Origin of the sequence: Sphingobium sp. AP49, assembly GCF_000281715.2 — a bacterium.
In the GTDB taxonomy this organism is placed as follows: domain Bacteria; phylum Pseudomonadota; class Alphaproteobacteria; order Sphingomonadales; family Sphingomonadaceae; genus Sphingobium.
On record NZ_CP124576.1, the window covers coordinates 2,858,023 to 2,876,080 of the forward strand.

Annotated in this window: 16 protein-coding genes; 3 read left to right on the top strand and 13 right to left on the bottom strand. The window is 65.1% G+C overall.

All coding sequences use genetic code 11. The annotated features are described in order from the left end of the window. Window position 1 precedes the first annotated feature (1 nt). The 12 genes from PMI04_RS13620 to PMI04_RS13675 all read right to left on the bottom strand — a co-directional run bounded on the left by PMI04_RS13620 (window position 2) and on the right by PMI04_RS13675 (window position 14,729). The gene (locus PMI04_RS13620) at window positions 2-1,537 is read right to left on the bottom strand and encodes an EpsI domain-containing exosortase (RefSeq protein ID WP_007706310.1); all 1,536 of its coding nucleotides are present in this window, start codon (window positions 1,535-1,537) and stop codon (window positions 2-4) included. Then, window positions 1,534-2,760 carry a TIGR03087 family PEP-CTERM/XrtA system glycosyltransferase gene (locus PMI04_RS13625; RefSeq protein ID WP_007706307.1) on the bottom strand — a complete coding sequence of 409 codons (1,227 nt, stop codon included), beginning with the start codon at window positions 2,758-2,760 and terminating at the stop codon, window positions 1,534-1,536. The genes PMI04_RS13620 and PMI04_RS13625 overlap by 4 nt, the downstream gene beginning before the upstream one ends. Beyond that, a complete protein-coding gene (locus PMI04_RS13630) occupies window positions 2,757-3,830 on the bottom strand; it encodes a FemAB family XrtA/PEP-CTERM system-associated protein (protein WP_007706304.1) in 1,074 nt (357 codons plus the stop codon). The genes PMI04_RS13625 and PMI04_RS13630 overlap by 4 nt, the downstream gene beginning before the upstream one ends. Window positions 3,831-3,889: 59 nt before the next feature. After that, window positions 3,890-4,960, bottom strand: a complete 1,071-nt coding sequence (locus PMI04_RS13635) for a FemAB family XrtA/PEP-CTERM system-associated protein (RefSeq protein WP_007706301.1) — start codon at window positions 4,958-4,960, stop codon at window positions 3,890-3,892. Further along, entirely contained in the window at window positions 4,957-5,805 is an 849-nt protein-coding gene (locus PMI04_RS13640) for an XrtA system polysaccharide deacetylase (protein WP_007706297.1), read from the bottom strand. Before PMI04_RS13640 ends, PMI04_RS13635 begins: the two co-directional genes overlap by 4 nt. Window positions 5,806-5,831: 26 nt before the next feature. Then, window positions 5,832-7,070 (bottom strand): XrtA/PEP-CTERM system-associated ATPase, encoded by a 1,239-nt coding sequence (locus PMI04_RS13645; RefSeq protein ID WP_007706294.1) that lies wholly within the window; start codon window positions 7,068-7,070, stop codon window positions 5,832-5,834. A gap of 59 nt (window positions 7,071-7,129) precedes the next feature. Beyond that, complete coding sequence (locus tag PMI04_RS13650) at window positions 7,130-8,728, bottom strand: hypothetical protein (protein WP_007706291.1); 1,599 nt, start codon at window positions 8,726-8,728, stop codon at window positions 7,130-7,132. Next, on the bottom strand, window positions 8,725-9,657 hold the full coding sequence (locus tag PMI04_RS13655; protein ID WP_007706283.1) for an AAA family ATPase: 933 nt from the start codon (window positions 9,655-9,657) through the stop codon (window positions 8,725-8,727). The genes PMI04_RS13650 and PMI04_RS13655 overlap by 4 nt, the downstream gene beginning before the upstream one ends. Before the next feature lie 14 nt (window positions 9,658-9,671). Further along, window positions 9,672-11,195 (bottom strand): XrtA system polysaccharide chain length determinant, encoded by a 1,524-nt coding sequence (locus PMI04_RS13660; RefSeq protein WP_007706281.1) that lies wholly within the window; start codon window positions 11,193-11,195, stop codon window positions 9,672-9,674. 2 nt (window positions 11,196-11,197) lie between these two features. Further along, the gene (locus PMI04_RS13665) at window positions 11,198-11,842 is read right to left on the bottom strand and encodes an XrtA/PEP-CTERM system exopolysaccharide export protein (protein WP_007706279.1); all 645 of its coding nucleotides are present in this window, start codon (window positions 11,840-11,842) and stop codon (window positions 11,198-11,200) included. Window positions 11,843-11,973: 131 nt separating this feature from the next. Next, window positions 11,974-13,206 carry a pyridoxal-dependent decarboxylase, exosortase A system-associated gene (locus PMI04_RS13670; protein WP_007706277.1) on the bottom strand — a complete coding sequence of 411 codons (1,233 nt, stop codon included), beginning with the start codon at window positions 13,204-13,206 and terminating at the stop codon, window positions 11,974-11,976. Then, entirely contained in the window at window positions 13,203-14,729 is a 1,527-nt protein-coding gene (locus tag PMI04_RS13675) for an acyl-CoA ligase (AMP-forming), exosortase A system-associated (protein ID WP_037485546.1), read from the bottom strand. The genes PMI04_RS13670 and PMI04_RS13675 overlap by 4 nt, the downstream gene beginning before the upstream one ends. A gap of 68 nt (window positions 14,730-14,797) precedes the next feature. Between PMI04_RS13675 and PMI04_RS13680 the strand changes: the two genes are divergently transcribed. Both PMI04_RS13680 and PMI04_RS13685 read left to right on the top strand, forming a co-directional pair. Beyond that, window positions 14,798-15,802, top strand: coding sequence for a GNAT family N-acetyltransferase (locus PMI04_RS13680; RefSeq protein WP_007706271.1), 1,005 nt, complete (start codon window positions 14,798-14,800; stop codon window positions 15,800-15,802). 28 nt (window positions 15,803-15,830) lie between these two features. After that, the gene (locus PMI04_RS13685) at window positions 15,831-16,118 is read left to right on the top strand and encodes an acyl carrier protein (RefSeq protein WP_007706270.1); all 288 of its coding nucleotides are present in this window, start codon (window positions 15,831-15,833) and stop codon (window positions 16,116-16,118) included. Window positions 16,119-16,169: 51 nt separating this feature from the next. Here the strand turns inward: PMI04_RS13685 and trxB are convergent, their stop codons facing one another. Further along, window positions 16,170-17,132 carry a thioredoxin-disulfide reductase gene (gene trxB / locus PMI04_RS13690; RefSeq protein ID WP_004212146.1) on the bottom strand — a complete coding sequence of 321 codons (963 nt, stop codon included), beginning with the start codon at window positions 17,130-17,132 and terminating at the stop codon, window positions 16,170-16,172. A gap of 204 nt (window positions 17,133-17,336) precedes the next feature. On the opposite strand from trxB, the gene PMI04_RS13695 reads away from it, so the two are divergent. Continuing rightward, on the top strand, window positions 17,337-18,053 hold the full coding sequence (locus tag PMI04_RS13695; protein ID WP_007706269.1) for an alpha/beta hydrolase: 717 nt from the start codon (window positions 17,337-17,339) through the stop codon (window positions 18,051-18,053). The last annotated feature ends 5 nt before the right edge of the window (window positions 18,054-18,058 follow it).

The window sequence follows — 18,058 nt, forward strand, 5'->3', positions numbered from 1 at the left end:
CTTAGCCTATGCCCGCGCTGCGGTCAGCCAATTCCTTCACATTGCCCAGATCGCGCAGGAAAGCGGCGATCGCCGCGTCGGAGGGATGGCCGGGATGCTCTTCGGCTGACACCAGGATCGCGATCGAACGCGGATCACGACCCAGCAGCCGGGCCAACATGGTCTGGACCTTCACTTCCGGCTTGCTGCCGGTCGGTGCGCCCTGCCCCACGACATAGAAGCTGACGACATGGCGGACCAGCGGGCCGGGACCGGTGATCTGCTCGCCGCGCGCATCGGCGGGGGCCGGTGCTGGCGAGGACCAGGTCCATTCCTTGTCCGGATCGACCGCGCCCTGGCCGAAACCGACCAGTTCGCGCTTGTCCTCCTGCCGGTCAAAGGCGGCGACGACGAGGTCCACGACCTGTCCTTGCGCGTTGGCATAGCGGCCAGAGATGAAATGATCGGCGCCATCAAAGCGCGGTTTCCAGGGATAGGTCTGGGCGGCACTGGTGCGGGTCCAGCCCGGTATCGCCGGCAAGTCGATATGCGATGGCAGCGGGCGAGCGGCAGCGGCGGTGGCCGCCAGCCAGAGCGGCGCGGCAACGATGATGCCGAGCGCGATGGCCGCCATCGTGCCGGCCGGCGCCTGCCGCCGGACGGTACGCTGCAGCGGCGCGGGATCGAACCAGGGGTCGCCTGGCTTGCGATCAAAGAACGGCCAGGCGGTCGCCATCACGATGATCATGATGATCGCGAAGAAGACCCAGCCATAGACGACATGGTCGAAACCGACGGCAGCATCGACCGTGGTCAGATGGGCGACAAGGATGGTGGCGAAGGCGCGCACGCCATTGGCCAGCACCGACAAGGTGAGCGCCCCGGCCATGAACAGGATGCGGCGCGGCCAGCTCTGGAAGCAGACATTGCAGACCAGCGCGCCATAGGCGGTCATGGCGATCAGGAACTTGGCGCCCGAACAGGCCTCCGCCACCTCGAAATAGCCGGTCGGGGTGGTGATGAAGATGCCCTCCATATGGGCGGGCACGCCGGCCAGCGTCAGGAACAGCATCGACAGATGCGCCGTCACCAACTGGAGATGCGGCACGATCTCCTCACCGAAGGGGACCATGAAGAAAGCGTAGAAGAGCGGGAAGAGCAAGGCGCGCGCCACCATCGGCCCGAGTAGCGCGATCACCGCCCCCTGAAGCATGAGGACAAGCGCGGCATGGCGGACCATGGCCACGCCCGCCGCCGCGCCGAGCAGCCAGGCAAAGGCGCCCAGGCCCAGCCAGATCAGGCCCGGTGGCCAGGCGACCGGCTCCAGCTGGCGCAGGCCGGGCAGACGCTGCTGCACCAGCCAGGCGATGAGGATCGGGATGAAGAGACAATGGCCGAAGGTGGAGGCGTTCCACCAGATCGAGACCATCGAATAGAGATCGTCGAAAAAGAGCGTCAGGACCGCGGCCGCAACGACGCCGAGCGCGATCAGATGGCCGCGCCAACCGCCAAGATCAACGCGCGGCACATCGCCAAGGGAGCGAGCGCGATCGGTCATGCAGCCTGCGAACCGGTCTCGGTCTTGCCGAACAGCATCTCCGGCAAGGCACCGAGCGTTGCCGACCAGCGATAGCGGTCCTCGACACGGCGGCGAGCGGCAAGGCCAAGCTGCGCCCCACGTGCCGGATCGGCGAGCAGCGACAGGACCCCCTGGGCTTCGGCCGTCGGGTCATCCGCAACCAGGAAATCGCGGCCATCGACCGCATCAATGCCTTCGGCCGCCTGCGACGAGGCGACGACCGGGCGGGCCATCGCCATCGCTTCGAGCACCTTGTTCTGGATACCCCGCGCGATGCGCAGCGGCGCGACCACCAGATCGGCGGCGGCCAGCCAGCCGCGCACATCGGGCACGCCGCCGGTGACGATGACACCGGGGAGATCGGCAAGCGCCTGCACCGGCTTCGACGGATTGCGACCGACAATGGCGAAGCGCGCGTCGGGGCGGGCGGCCTGGATGGCGGGCAGCGTCTGGCGCGCGAAACTCTCGACCGCCTCGACATTGGGGCGATAGTCCATCTGGCCGGTGAAGACGATCAGCGGTCCTGGCCCCTTCTCCACCGCCGGGAAATCGGCCGCGGGATCGAAATAGTCGAGCGCCACGCCATTTTCGAGCGCGACGATCCGGTCCGGGCCAAGACCGCAGGCGTCGCGGAACAGCGCGGCTTCGGCTTCGCTGACGAAGCTGCTGATATCGGCGCGCGCCGCGACCTGGCGCTCGAAATCGAGCAGCACCCGGCCCTCGCGCCGGTTGATCCACCCCATCGGACCAGAACCCTGGGCGCCATAAGCGGCATATTTGGCCGAATCGAAATCGACGAAATCCATCAGGAACCGCACCCCCGCCGGCAGCACCGGCACGAAATGGGCCATCTGCGCCGAATAGGCAATGACGGCGCGGATCGGCCGTTCGGCCATGACCTGCGCGACCCAGCGATGCAGGTCCGGATGATCGAACAGCGATACCAGCAGCGACTGGCCACGCGCCAGGCCGGTGAGGCCGGCGACGATACGCGACCGGTCGCGCATCAGCACGCACTGGCTGGCCGTCAGTTGCGCCATGTCCGGGGCAAAGCCCATGTCGCGATCATCATCGGCAAAGCAGCCGACATGGACCGGCGCGACCTGCGCCAGCCGCTGGAGCAGATGATAGGACCGGATCTTGTCGCCCCGGTCGGGCGGGAACGGGATACGATGGCAGAGGAAAAGCAGTTCGCCCGTCATCCAAGGCCCCGGGCGATATGCGGGCCGATGAGGTTGGCGACGGGCAGCGGCAGCTTTTTCCACAATTCCACTTTGCGCCGATATTGCGGCGAGAGCGGATTGACGTCGCGCGTCTCCTTCCCCGGCGCGGTGCGCAGATGATAGCCGAGCGGGTCGCCCTCGAAACCCCATGTCTTCTTCCAGGCGGCGGGGCCGGTGCCGACCTTCGACCGGCCGAAATCGAAATGGGTAAGACCGCGTTCGCGCGCCTGGCGCATCAGCGTGAAATAGAGAACTTCGTTGGAGCGCATCGCCCGTGCCTCCAGCCCGGCGCCATGCCAATAGGGCATGCAGGCGCCGCCATGATAAAGGCTGATGACCGCCGACAGCGGCTTGCCGTCCTTCGATACCATGGCGATGTCCGCATCTGCCCCGAACCGGTCGAGAATGGCATCGAACAGGGCGCGCGGAAAGACCGGCGTGCCCAGATTATGGACGCTCTGGCAATAGAGGCGATAATGGATGTCGCGCAGCCGCTGGTCGCGCCCGGTCTCGAACTGGAGATCGTTGCCCAGGCCCTTGCGGATTTCCGCGCGGTGGCGCTTGGGGATCGCCTTCAGTTCCGCTTCGTCATCGGCCGCAAGGGCACGCGAGAAACCCAGATAGGCGTCCGCCTTATTCTGCCACAGCGCCCCGCCCGGCGCTTCGCCGCCGCGCAGTTCCAGCGTGTCGCAGCCCAGCTTTTCCGCCTGATACCAGGCCGCGTCGGCGAGTTTCGCGATCGCCTTGCGATGGGTCGCGAGGATGCCGCCATCGACCGCGAAGCCGCTGCCGACCAGTGCCTTGCCGAACAGGGCCGAGCGGATATGGGTGAGCGGCAGCACGCCGTTGATCTCACCCGATGGCGTGCGCGCCACCAGCATGATCGCCTTCTGGCCGGTGCCGGCCTCCACACCCATGATCCAGCCCGGACGATGGAAGGGCGTCGACCCCGCCTGCGCGCAGACCCAGGCATCGATTTCCGCCACGACCGCCGGGTCGGACAGGCGTGCCTCCCCGACGATAACGCTCAGATCGACAATGGCATTCATCTGGTCATTCCCTCAGTACCCTGGCACCGGCATAGGCCAAAGGGCTGAACATATCGTAATTAGCCAAGACCCCGGCTGATCATCGGCCCCAGCAGATTGGCGACCGGCAGCGGCAATTTCTTCCATAGTTCGATCCGGCGCTGATATTTTGCGCTGGTCGGGCTGACGTCGCGCAACTGGCCGGTGGGCGACCAGTCATAATAAAAGAGCGGCTGCGGATCGAAGCCGAAGCTCTTCTTCCAGGCGGCTTGGCCGCTGCCGACCTTGGACCGGCCAAAATCGAACCGACCGGCGCCCCGCGCCCGGCCATGGCCCATCAGGCGGTAATACATGAGTTCGTTGGACCGCAGCCGGCGTGCATCGGCACCGCCGCCGCCCCAGAAGGGCATGACCCGGTCACCATGATAAAGGGTCAGCACGGCCGAGACCGGCCGATCGCCATCGCGCACGATGCTGATGTCGGCATCGCTCCCAAAGGCGGCGATCACCTCACGGAAGAGGCGTGCCGGGAAGACCGGGGTGCCGAGGTTGCGGACGCATTCGGCATAGATGCGATAATGGTCACGCAGATGCGCCGCGGTACGACCATGAACGACGCTGAGCGCCGGATTGGCGAGCGCCTTGCGCAGTTCGGCGCGATGTTTGCGCGGGATGGCGAGCAACTCGGCCTCGTCATCGGCGGCGAGCGGGCGGACGAAGGCGACATGCTCGCCCTCGCAGGTGCGCCAGCCCTCGCCGGGAGCGACACCGCCGCGCAGTTCGACCGGCATGTTCCCGCGCGTGCGCGCAGCGTCCTGCGCTGCGGCAGCCAGGGCGGCGATCACGGCGGGATCATCCGCCAATATACCGCCATCGACGGCGAAGGCGGCGGACACCAGCGCCTGGCCAAACAGGCGGCTGCGCACATGCTGGAGCGGCAGCAGGCCGCAAATCTGGCCCGATGGCGCGACCGCCGCGAGCATCAGCGCCCGGTTCGCCGTCGCCCGCTCGATCGCGATCAACCAGGCAGGACGATGAAAGGGCGTGCTTGCGCCATGGCCGAGCACATAGGCATCGGCCGCCTGTACCTGTGCCGGATCGGCAAGGTCCAGCGTGGTGATCGCCAGATCGGCCCGATTGCCCGCGATCATGTGGCGCGCGCCGCTTCCTGCGCAACCAGCGCGTCGACGCGGGTCCAGGCGAAATCCTGGGTCAGGCGGCGCAGCTTGGCGGCCATGACGGAAAGATTGCTATAGTGGCGCACCCGCGATCGCAGCGGCGCGCCGGCGACGCGCGGCTGATCCGGGTCGATTTCCCAGGGATGGAAATAGATGATGGCGGGCCGCTGCGCTTCGCCATTCACCTGGCGGATCGCCCAGCGCGAAAAGCCATAGGGCAGCAGGCGGAAAAAGCCCCCGCCCCCGGCCGCCAGCGTGCGCTGGCCAAGCTTAGCCGTCGTCACCGGCAGTTCCAGCAGGTCCGATCCTGCCACTGGCTTCCAGGCGAAGCGCGGCGAGTCGGGCCAGCCATAATGATCATGCCGGATCGGCGCGACGCTGCTGGAATAGGCATAGCCTTCCTCGGCCAGGATCGGATGCGCCCAGGGCGTGCGCGGATCGATCGAGAAGCTGGGCGCGCGATAGCCCGACACCTTCTGCCCGCTGGCATCCTCCAGGATCGCGCGGGACTTGCGCAGGTCGGCGCGGAACTGTTCGGGGGTGAAGGTGAAGACGCGGGCATGATCATAGCCATGGCTGGCGACTTCATGCCCGGCATCGGCGATGCGGCGCATCAGCGCGGGATAGCGTTCGGCGACCCAGCCCAAGGTGAAGAAAGTGCCGGTGACACCCGCCTGCGCAAACAGATCAAGCACCGCGTCGGTGTTACCCTCGACCCGGTGCGCCAGCCCATCCCAGTCGGCACGGCGGATCGTACGCTCGAACGCGCCGACCTGGAACCAGTCCTCGACATCAACGGACAGGGCGTTTTGCATCATGATAGCCCCCGGACGCGCGCCGGCGGTCAGGCCGCGGCGGCGTTGCGTTCCGGCTCGATCGCCCGTTCCTCGCGCTCGACCCAGTCGACCAGCATGGTCAGCACGCGGCGCAGCGCCGCATCCTGTTCCTCGACGCGGAATTCAAGGCCAGCCAGCCGTTCATCAACCAGCGCAAAACAATCCTTCAGCGCTTCGGGATCGACCGAGGACGTGTAGGAAGAGCGGTTCTGCATCGCACGGAGCGACGCGATTTCCGCGCGCAGCGCCTCGATTTCCTCCTGCACGGCAGGCGGCACCATGTCGGGTGGTAACTGCCCAGCCCAGCCATCGGCCTGCGGCATGGCGGGCGGATTCACCGGCGCGGCCTGGAACCGCGGTTCGGGCTGCGGCGCGGCCGTTTCGGGCTCGCCAGCCTTGTCCAGAACCGATGGCGCCATGGGTTCGGCGGCGACATCGTCGTCAATGCCCATATCCTCGACCACGGCCTGAACGGCGGCGCCGTCAATCTCCGACAGTTCATCCAATGCCCCCAGCAGCAGCACGCGGCTGACCAGCGCATTGATCCGGCGGGGCACGCCGCCGGTCGCGGCATAAATAGCCGCGAAGGCATCATCGGTGAAATGCGGATTGCCGTTCCAGCCGACCAGCGAGAGCCGATGCAGAATATAGGGCTCGACCTCCTGTGCCATCATCGGTTCCAGATGATGGGTGGCGATCACGCGCTGGCGCAACTGTTCCAGTTCCGGCGAGCGCACGAGATCGCGAAATTCGGGCTGCCCCAGCAGGAATATCTGCAGCAGCGACTGCCCCCCCAACTGGAAGTTGGAGAGCATGCGCAGTTCTTCTATCGCCGAGACGGGCAGGTTCTGCGCCTCGTCCACGATCAGCAGCGACCGGCGGCCGGCGCGCGCCTGGCCGTGGAGATAGGCCTCGATCTGGCGCAGCGTCTGGGCCTTGGCGGCACCGTCGGTCGGCAGGCCAAAGCTCTGGGCAGCCAGACGCAGCATGTCGTCGCCTTCGACCTGGGTCGACACGATCTTGGTCGCGGTCAGACGGGCCGGATCGATCGTGCTCATCAGATGGCCGACCAGCGTCGTCTTGCCCGCACCGATATCGCCGGTGATGACGATGAAGCCTTCGCCCTGCGCCAGGCCATAGCCCAGATAGGACAGAGCCTTGCGATGCGTCGCGCTCTCGAAATAGAAATGCGGGTCCGGCGTCAGCTGGAACGGGCGTCCCTGCAATCCATAGAACTGATCGTACATCTGTTCGTCTCCACCCGGCTCAGCGGTGCCTCTTGAGCATCCTTATAGCCGGAATTCCCTTAAAAGCTGTAACGCAGGCCAACCTGGCCCATAGCGTTGATCAGCGTGTCGAAATCATCGGCCTTGACCGCGTCCAGCCCGACTGAGGCGGAGGCCGTCAGACGCCGGGTCAATCCCTTGAAATAGCTCGAAAACGCACCGTAGTTCAGCACATCCGGCCGGCCATTGCTGGCATCAAAATAATTGATGTAGACGGCGGTATCCAGGCTGTCGCGATCGTTGAAGGCATAGGTGATCGTCCCGTTACCGTACCAGTTCTGATCCTTGGTGCCGCTGACGATGACCGTCTGGCCTTCAGGCGTGATGAACTTGCGCTGCGAATAGCCAGTCCCCAGACCCCAGCCCCACGGCCCATGCCGCGACGAATATTGAGCGCCGACGCCGCGATAGCGAAAGTTGGCTGCCGTGATGCCGGTCAGCGCATCGTTGAAACATTGCCCGCCGCCCGTCGGCGAGAAAGCACAGCCCGTGATGTCCCCGGTGAAGGGATTGCGCGGCACGATCAGGTTGGAACCGTTAAGCGCCGCGGCGTCGGACGTGATCATCCGGCCGAAACTGTCGATGCCATCGAACACCACCAGGCCGAAGCTGCTGTTGCGCCCCTGCCAGATGAAGCTGCCCTGATAGGACATGCCGCCATAGCGTTCCCCCACCGTCGCCTGAAGCGACGTGCGGCGATTGGGCCGCCAGAGTACGCCCACATCCCAGATCAGGCCGTCGGAATCATAATAAAGTTCGCGCGGCGAACTCTTGTCGGTGACATAGCGGCCATTGTCGATGACCGGATTGCCATTTGCGTCGAGCAGCGGCGAGCGCTGGCTGATCTCGATATCTTCATAGCCGACGCCCCCCAGCAGCGCGACGGTCGGCGACACCGGCAGGGTCGCGTCGAGGCGACCCCAGACATCCTCGAAACGCTGGTCGAGCTGGCTTGCATCTTCCCGATCATAGCCGGCACTGGCGGTGAGGCCGACCGGCAGCACGGTGCCCGGGGCAAAGCCGATCGATCCGTTCAGGCTTTGCGACCAGCTGTCCGAGAAGCCGCCATTATTGACGGCGCCAGGCGCGTTCAGTTCGACATCATCATCGACGCGGGCATAGCCCAGTCGATAGGCGCCGCGCACATCGAAATCACCCAGCCTGGTCGTGTAGGTCGGGCCGATATAGCCGGCCCAGACCTGGCTGGTATATTCGGTGCCGATCGTCGCCGCGCCCGAATAGCCGTCGGTCCGCACCCGGCTGGCGATGCCGCCCGCCTGCAGCGTGAGGCCGCGTGTCACCTTCACCCCGGCCTGCGCAACGCCGCTCAGCACATCGGAATCGAGCGCACTGCCCCAGCCGAAGCTGTGGGTATATTGGAGATTGGCCGAGGCATCGACGCGCTGCGTCTGCACCTCCACCGTCACGCCGGCGGTCAGGTTGGTGTAGGTGAGGACATCGCCCTCGCCCTTCAGCGGCACCATCAACACCTGATCGATCCCCAGATAGGGGGTTACATCGACCTTCTTGGTGGCAACCGGCTCCTGCCCGAGGGCAGGAATGGCAAATGCCGCCAGCGCCAGAATCGGGCTGCTGGCGAGCAGGGAACGACCGTTCATCCAGCCTCCCCCTTGCCATAATAGCTGCCGAAGCGGCGAGTGCTGCCGGAAAAGCGCACCGCGTTGAGCAGAAGCTGAACCTGCACGCCGCCCTTCAGCATGGAAGCGGCCTCCCGCAATGCGCTTTCCGCCGTACGGTCGGCGCGCACCACGAGCAGCGCGATGGCGGCGTGGCTGGCCAGCACGGCGGCTGGCGATGCCGCCAGCAAGGGCGGCGAGTCGAAGATGATGATGCGATCGGGCCGTCCCTCGGTCAGCCGCTGGAGCAGCGCCTCGGTACGGGCAGAGGCCAGATATTCTGTATCGGCATGGCTGCGCTGGCCCGCCGGCAGGATCGACAGCGACGGGATATCGGTGCGGATCACGCAATCCTCGATCGCCATCGCCGGATCGGCCAGCACATCCATCAGGCCTGGACCGCTGTTGAGGCCCAGCGCCTCGGGAATGCCGGGATTGCCGAAATCGGCATCGACCAACAGGATTTCCCGGTCCTTTTCCGCCGCCAGGCTGAGCGCCAGGTTGATCGCGCAGAAGGTCTTGCCCTCGCCGCTGTGCGCGGAACAGAGCAGGATACGGTTGCCGCGTGCGTTGCCGTCCAACTGAGCGAGCAGCCCGCGCTTGAGCAGGCGAAATTCCTCGCTCATTGCCGTGACCGGTGCACCGGGGAGCAGATAGCCCGCCTCGACCAGCCGGGCACGATCGATCGGCTGGACCGGGCCGGTCCAGTCGGCGGCGCGCAGCGCAAACGGTGCGGCCGGCACTGCGGATGCAGGCTGAACAGGATCGAGCATCGGCGGCGCGGGTGGCGCCTCGGCCGGCACTTCGACCTCCGGTGCGGCGCGGCCACGCAGCGCCGCCTGGAAATCGAAAATCTCGGTGGCGCGTTCGATGAGCGAACCACGCCCCTTGATCGAGCTGTGCTGGTTCATGGGATCAGGCTCCTTCACGCCGTGCCGCGCTGGATGAATTCGACGACGATCAGCAACAGGCAAAGCGCTGCCAAGCCGCCGCTGGCCCCCGCAAACCATTTCATGCGCTGTTTGTCGATCGCCAGTTGCGCCGCGCCCATGGTCTGGCTGATCGAGCCGACCACCGGAATGCCGACGGCGCGTTCGAGCCGGGCCGCAGTGGGGAACGTCCCCTTGAGTTGGCCGATGGCAAAGGCCACGCCCACGCCGGCAGCGATACCGAGCAGCAGCACAGCCAGCAGCAGCAGCGGCCGATTGGGCGCTGCGGGTGCCGTCGGCATGCTGGGCGGCAGGATGACGCGGAACTGGACCGATCCGGTTTCCGTCTTCACATCACCGCGCAGGCGGATTTCTTCGCGATCGGCGAGCATCTTGTCATATTGCGCCTGCTGCGCCGCATAGTCGCGATCGAGCTTTTCCTGTTCGGAGGCCACGCCCGGCTCATCGATCTGACGGCTGGTCATGGTGTTGAGATCGGCCTGGAGCTGCGCCTTGCGGGCGGAAAGTGCCTGTACCGTGGCGGCGCGCTCCGCCTGCATCGAACGGATCGAGAGATAGGCAGGATTGGCGGTACCGCCACCGGCCGCAGCGGTTGCGCCGCCGCCCTGACGGCGGAGCGCGTCAACTTGCCGCTGCGCCGCGATCACATCGGGATGGCTGCTGGTCCAGCCGCGCGCGCGCATATTGGCAAGGTCTGCCTGGGCCTGGGCCAGCGGCGAAGGACCGCCCCCGACACTGACGCCTGGCAGCGTGGGTGGCGTACCGGCAAGCTGGCCGTTCATCGCGCTGAGCGCGCTCTGCGCCTGCACCAGCTGCGAGTCGATATTATTGATTTCCATGCGCGCGGCATCCATGCGCTGGCTGATCGTGCCGGCGCCGGGCAGCAGGCCAGCATAGCGCTGCGCGAATTCGGCGCGCCGCTTATCAGTTTGTTCCAGCTGCTTGCCGCGCGCAGCGATCTGCTGGTCAAGGAAAGCGAGGCTCTGGCGCGTTTCGGCGCGGTCGCCCGAGAGATTTTCCTCCTGGAAAATGTCGATCAGCTTCTGCACGACCTGCTGTGCGATCCGCGCATTGGCGCCGTCGGACAGGCCGCTGTCGGCCGACGTCGCACTGATATCGATCATGCTGGGATCGGCCTGTGCCAGGACCGTGATATGTTCGCGCAGCGTCGTGATCTTGCCGGCGACGTCGCGCGGACCGGCAATGGTCTGCGACAAATCGGTGCCGCGCACGACCTTTTCCAGATTTTCCGCGCTGAGCAGGGTCTGACGAACACGGTCCAGGTCCTGTTGCGACTGGACCTGGGTAATGCCGACCTTGTCCTCCAGCAATGACTGGGTGTTCACATAGACCCGTGCCTTGGATTCATAGCCGTTGGGGATGAGCGAGACGCCCAGCCAACCAAGCATGCACACGCCCCAGGCGATGGCCAGCGCGACCCAGCGCCGGCTCCAGATGCCGTGAAGAATGACCAGCAATTCGTCGTAGAGGCCCGCCATGATCAGAACATGCTTTCAGGAATGATGATGACGTCACCGGGTGCCAGCATGACATTGGCCTTGGTATCGCCCTTCTTGAGCAGGTCGCCGATGCGGACCTGATATTCCTTCTGCTTGCCCGTGTCCTTGTCGAACCGGACCAGCCGCGCGCGGTTGCCCGCTGCATATTCAGACAGACCGCCAACCGAGATCATCGCGTCGAGCAGCGTCATATTCGCGCGATAAGGGATGGATGCCGGCTTTTCGGTCGCACCGACGATCCGCACCTGCTGGCTGAACGTGCCGGAGAAATTGTCGACAATCACCGAGACCAGCGGATTTTCGATATATTGCGATAGCGCCAGCTTGATATCGTCCGCCAGCATCTTGGGCGTCTTGCCCACGGCCGGCATATCGCTGATCAGCGGCGTGGTGATCCGGCCATCGGGCCGGACCTGGACCTTCGCGCCCAGTTCAGGATTGCGCCACACGAAGATGGTGAGATTGTCCAACGGACCGATGATATATTCCTCGCCAGGCCCTTCCTGCGTCGACACGAAGGATGCCGGCGGCAACTGAGGCCCGGGACTGGTCGATGCACAGCCCGACAAGGCGACGGCTGGCAGCGACGCGCCGATCAGAAGCCTGGAAATCCGCTGGAAACGCATAAAATTCACCCTTTTGTGCCGCCATCGCCGGCTACCCGCCCAAAAGGTACGGCCATCGGCAAGCATATGGCTTCACGCTCTTCTTGCCCTGAAAGGGTAAAGATACCGTTAGGAGTTAAATCCCACATTAATCAGCCAAGTAAAAGCTCACGAGGACTTGGATGTCCAAGAAAGGCGGTGGGGCTGGCCGAGGCACCGTAAGCGCCCGCGAGGAAGATGGCGACCAGATCGCCAGGGACGACCGACGGCAGCGCGACCTTGTCCCCCAGGCGGTCGATCGGGGTGCACAGACATCCCACGACCGTTACCGGTTGGGTTTCGGGCGCCCGTCCGAAATGATTGGCGATCGCCATCGGGTAATTGCGACGCACGACCGTGCCGAAATTGCCGCTTGCCGCCAATTGGTGATGCAGCCCGCCATCGACGATGACGAACGTCTCCCCCTGGCTGCGCTTCACGTCGATAACCCGGGTCAGATAGACTCCCGCCTCCCCCACCAGCCAGCGCCCCAGTTCGATCGCAAAGGCGCTGGATTGCAGGATATCGGGCAGGGCGCCAAGCGCGGTATCGAGCGCTACGCCGATCGGACGTATGTCCAGCCGCTCATCCCCGGGGAAATAGGCAATGCCAAACCCCCCGCCCAGATTGACCAGCGGCGGCGCCGTTCCGACGGCATCGGACAGGCGGGCCGCCAGGTCGATGGTCGCCGCCTGGGTCTCGATGATGGCCAGGGGATCAAGGGCTTGGCTGCCGGCGAAGATATGCCAGCCACGCCAGTTCCCGCCGCCGTCGATCATCGCGCGTGCCAGCGCGGCGGCGCGGTCCGCATCGACCCCGAAAGGCTTGGCCCCTCCGCCCATGCGCATGCCTGACCCCTTGAGATCGAAATCCGGATTCACCCGGACGGCCAGATGCGGCACCTTGCCGATCCGATCGGCGATCGCGAGGGCGCGCGCACCCTCCCCTTCGGACTCGAGATTGATGGTGACGCCCGCATGGATCGCCGCCGCCAATTCGTCATCGCGCTTGCCCGGTCCGGCAAAGGAGATACGCGACGGATCCATCCCTGCATCCAGCGCCATCGCCAGTTCGCCGCCCGAAGCGATGTCGAAGCCGTCCACCAAACCGGCCATACGCGCCAGCAGCGGCGCATAGGGATTGGCCTTGATCGCATAATGGAGATCGATACGGGCCGGGATCACCTCACGGAAACGACGGATCTGGGCTTCGATGATGCCCATGTCATAGACGAATAGCGGCGTGTCCCCGGCCTCGTCCACAAGACTCGCCGCGCCGCAACCGCCGATCAGCAGCATGCCTTCCTCTTCGGCGAACCAGGCGGGTATAGGGCCTATCGGCTTCACGACGCAAACTCCTTGGCCAGCGCGACTCGGTCGATCTTGCCATTGGGATTGCGGGGGAAGTGCGCAAGCATAATCATCGTGCGCGGCTGCATGAAATTGGGCAATTCGGCCTTGAGATGGGCGGCGACGGCCGCAGGCGCCTCCGGGTCGCTGCCGCGCAGAAGCAGCAGGACGGCCTGCCCCAGCCGCTCATCCTTGACACCCAATGCCACGGCCTCCGCCACGCCATCGATCGCAACGGCCGCTTCCTCAATCTCGGTCGGACTGATGCGGTTGCCGGCCGACTTGATCATCGCATCGTCACGCCCGACGAAGTAGAGCAGCCCATCCTTATCCCGTCGTACCGTATCGCCAGACCAGACGGCCATTCCGCCATAGCCGGAAGCCGGTGGCGCCGGACGGAAACGCTCGGCCGTTCGACGACTGTCCTGCCAATAGCCCTGCGCTACCAATGGGCCGCAATGTACCAACTCACCCGGCTCGTCATCCTCAGCCAGGCTGCCATCGGGGCGTACCACCAGGATTTCGGCGAAGGGGATCGCCGCGCCCATGCTATCGGGATGGCTGTCGACCAGCGCAGGCGCCAGGAAAGTGGAACGAAAGGCCTCGGTCAGGCCGTACATGGGATAGAGATCGGCCTGCGGAAACAGCGCGCGCAGTCGCGCGACCAGCGGCCGGGTCAACGCCCCGCCGCTATTGGTCAGGCGGCCCAGCTTCGCGGCGACCTCCCCCGGCCAGTCCAGTTCCGTCAATTGCACCCAGAGTGGCGGGACGCCGGCCAGCGTCGTCACATCCCAACGGTCGACCGCCTTCATGACGTCCCGGGGCGTCAGATAATCGAGCGGATAGACGCAGCCGCCGGCATACCAGGTCGAAAATAGCTGGTTCTGACCATAGTCAAAGCTGAATGGCAGCACGCACAGGGTGCGATCCTGCGCCGACAGTCCCAGATAGCCGGCAACCGAAGCCGCCCCCAGCCACAGATTGGCGTGGCTGAGCATCACCCCCTTGGGCCGGCCGGTCGACCCGCTGGTATAAAGGATCGCGGCCAGATCGTCCGGTCCAGCCGCAGAAGGCGGCAGTCCAGAGCCGCCACTCATCGCGGCCGCCGCGTCTTCTTCGCGATGCAGATGGCAGGCAGCGGGTACATCACCGGGTGCCAGCGAATCGAGGCGCGCAGCCGAACCGACCAGCATCGACGCGCCGCTGTCGGCCAGGATGTGCGCGACTTGCGCATGTTTGAGCAGGGGGTTGATCGGCACATGGACCAGGCCCGCGCGTGGTGCCGCCAGCGGCATCAACGCCGCGACCGTGCCTTTGGCGATCCAGCTTGCGACCCGGGCGCCCGGTTCCAGCTCAAAGCCCGCCAACCACCCTGCCAATTGCCCCAATGTCCGTTCCAGCGCGGCATAATCCTGCGCGCCCGATCGCCCGTCCAGCGCAGGCCGAGCCGGCTCGCCACGCAGCAGAACATGGTCTATCGGCGCCATTTCGAGGATAGCGCGCGATGCCGGGGATGCCATAACGGGATCGGTTAACGTCATTTCCAGATTCTTGTCCTAAGCGCGCTATACGTGCGGGAGATAGTCGGTTGCTGGTCCCAAGGGAATATCGGACCCTGACAGAGGTTGCGTTGGCGCTCGCCGACCGGCTTGACCGTGCGCACGTCCCCAATTTGTTCGATCGTCTCGACTGGCACAGCCTGCTCCACATCTTTTGCTTTGCCGACACGCCGTTGCGGGTCCTGCACCTGACCGAGGACCATTGTGAGCTATGGATGTTCCTGCTGGCCCCCGCTCCACGGCGCCTGAGCGCGTTGGCCAACTGGTATAGTTTCTCCTGGGCGCCGGTCTTTCTGGGTGACCCGGACATTGCGGCACAGGGCCGGATGCTGGAGGCGATCGCCCATTATCTGCGTGCCGGCCATGCCCAGATCGACCTCTATCCCGTCGCCATGCCCGACCAGATCGTCGCCGCCTTTCGTCGCGCCGGCTGGTTCGCGGTCGATCGACCGATGGGCGGGCGCCATTTGCTGCATCTGAAGGGCCGTGATTTCGCGACCTATTGGGCCGAGCGCCCCGGCCGATTGCGCAATCAGGTGCGCCGCAAGGCTCGCGCCGGCCGGTTCACCCTGTCGATCACCGATCAACTGACGGACGGCCTGTGGCATGACTATGTCGCCGTGCAATCGCGTAGCTGGAAAGAGTCCGAACCGGGCCTCCCGTTCCTGCGTGCGATGGCCGAGCGGGAAAGCGCGGCCGGAACGCTGCGGCTGGGGTTCGCGCGGCTCGACGGACAGCCTGTCGCGACCCAGTTGTGGACGGTGGAGAACGGCGTAGCGTTGATTCACAAGCTGGCACATGACCAGGCCTATGATGAAGGGTCCCCCGGCACCCTGCTCAGCCACGCCATGTTTGCCCACGCCATCGACGTCGATCATGTCGGACTGATCGACTATGGCACCGGCGACAATGACTATAAACGGGAATGGATGGAGGAACGTGAGACGCTGCACCAGGTCGACCTGTTCAATCCGCGCATGGCATCCGCCTGGATTCCCGCAGCCCGTACCGCCATTTCCGCGCTTGTCGGATAGGCCCCAAGCCATTAGATAGCCGCGCATCATGCGGGTGCACAATTCTCAGCCGGTCGACCGGACAGACGACATCGAAACCCTGGTGCGGGCGCTGTTGCGCGATGTGCTGGCCCTGTCGCAGGAGCGGGTCGATATGTTCGACGCGGGCACCCCGCTGTTCGGCGCCCTGCCCGAACTGGATTCCATGGCCGTCGCGGGCCTGCTCACCGAAATGGAAGATCGGTTCGGCATCCTGATCGAGGATGATGACATCGATGGCGACACGTTCGAGACCTTCGGCACGCTGGTCGCGTTCCTGCAGGGCAAGATCGGCTAATCGCCTGCCTGGCGTTCGGGCTGAGCCGCCATCGGCCCAGCCCCGCCATATTTACGCCTCGACCAACTGCTCGAAGTCCGCTTCGGCGAGGAAGCGTTCGACGTCGAGCGCTGCCATGCAGCCCATGCCGGCCGCGGTCACCGCCTGGCGATAAATCTTGTCGGTCACGTCGCCAGCCGCGAACACGCCCGGAATGGCGGTGTGGGTCGTGCCCTTCTCCACCACGATATAGCCTTCGTCGAGCGGCAGCTTGCCGTCGAACAATTCGGTCGCGGGGTGATGGCCAATCGCGACGAAACCACCATCGGTGGGCACATGCGACTTCTCGCCGGTGACCGTGTCGATCAGGTCGACGCCGACCAGACCTTCGGGTGTGCCACCGCCGACGAACTTGTCGACCGCCTTGTTCCACAGCACCTTGATATTGGGATGGGCGTGCAGGCGCTGTTGCAGGATCTTCTCCGCGCGCAGCGAATCGCGGCGGTGGATCAAGGTCACATCATGGCTGTGGTTGGTGAGGTAGAGCGCTTCCTCGACCGCAGTATTGCCGCCGCCGATCACCACCACCTTCTTGCCGCGATAGAAGAAGCCATCACAGGTGGCGCAGGCGCTGACGCCCTTGCCCTGGAGATGCTCCTCACCCTCGACGCCCAGCCACTTGGCCTGGGCACCTGTGCAGATGACCAGCGTGTCGGCGACATAGAGGGTGCCGCTGTCGCCCTTCAGCTTGAACGGACGCTCGCTGAGGTCGACGTCGACAATCTGGTCATACATCATCTGCGCGCCGACATGCTCGGCCTGGGCCTGCATCTGCTCCATCAGCCACGGCCCCTGGATCACATCCTTGAAGCCCGGATAATTTTCGACGTCGGTGGTGATGGTCAGCTGGCCGCCCGGCTGCATGCCCTGCACCACGATCGGCGCCAGGCCCGCGCGCGCGCCATAGATGGCGGCGGACAGGCCGGCCGGGCCGGAACCGAGAATGAGCATGCGGGTGGAGTGGGTGGCGGTCATCGATAATTCCAGCTGCGATTCGTGTGGCCGCCAGAGATAGGCCCTGCCAGCCCCCGCGCAAGCAGGAGTTGGGCAGGAGATTTGCTTGGGCGCACCCAAGGCGGAGCCACATGCTCATCTTACCAGCCAACAAGATCGCCATTGCGTTATGATCCACAATATATCACAAATGATCCCGGCGATAATGAGCGGGAGAGATGCAGCATGGCGACATTCGTGCTGGTGCATGGTGGGGGGCATGGCGGCTGGTGCTATCAGAAGGTCGCCCGGCGACTGCGCGCGGCGGGACATGAGGTCCATTGCCCGACACTGACAGGCCTTGGCGAACGCGCCCATCTGCTGAACGCCGATATCGACCTCGACACGCATATCCAGGATGTGGTGGCACTCCTAACCTTCGAGGGACTGACCGACATCATCCTGGTCGGGCACAGCTATGGCGGGATGGTGATCACGGGCGTTGCCGATCGCGCGGCCGAGCGCATCCACGAACTGGTCTATCTGGATGCCGCCCATCCGAAAGACGGGGAGTCGCTTGAAATAGTGGCACCGGCGCAGATGGAACCGACCCGTGCCATGGGCCGCACCGTCGACGGGATCGAACTGGTGATGTGGCCCTTCCCCGGCATGGCGGGTTTCTTCGGCATCACCGATCCGGCCGATGCCGCCTGGACCGAGGCGCGGCTGACGCCGCATCCCTGGAAATGCTTCGGCCAGCCGCTACGGCTGGAGAATGGCGACGCAGCCTTTCGTCTGCCGCGCACCAACATCAACTGCACCCATGCTCTGCAGAACAGCCCGGACGAGGCCCGTGCCCGCCAGTTGGAGGGGCAACGCAATTTCGAGATCGATACCGGCCATGACCTGATGATCACCGAGCCGGAAGCAGTCGCGGACATGCTTTTGGAGGTCGCGGGCTAGAGGCC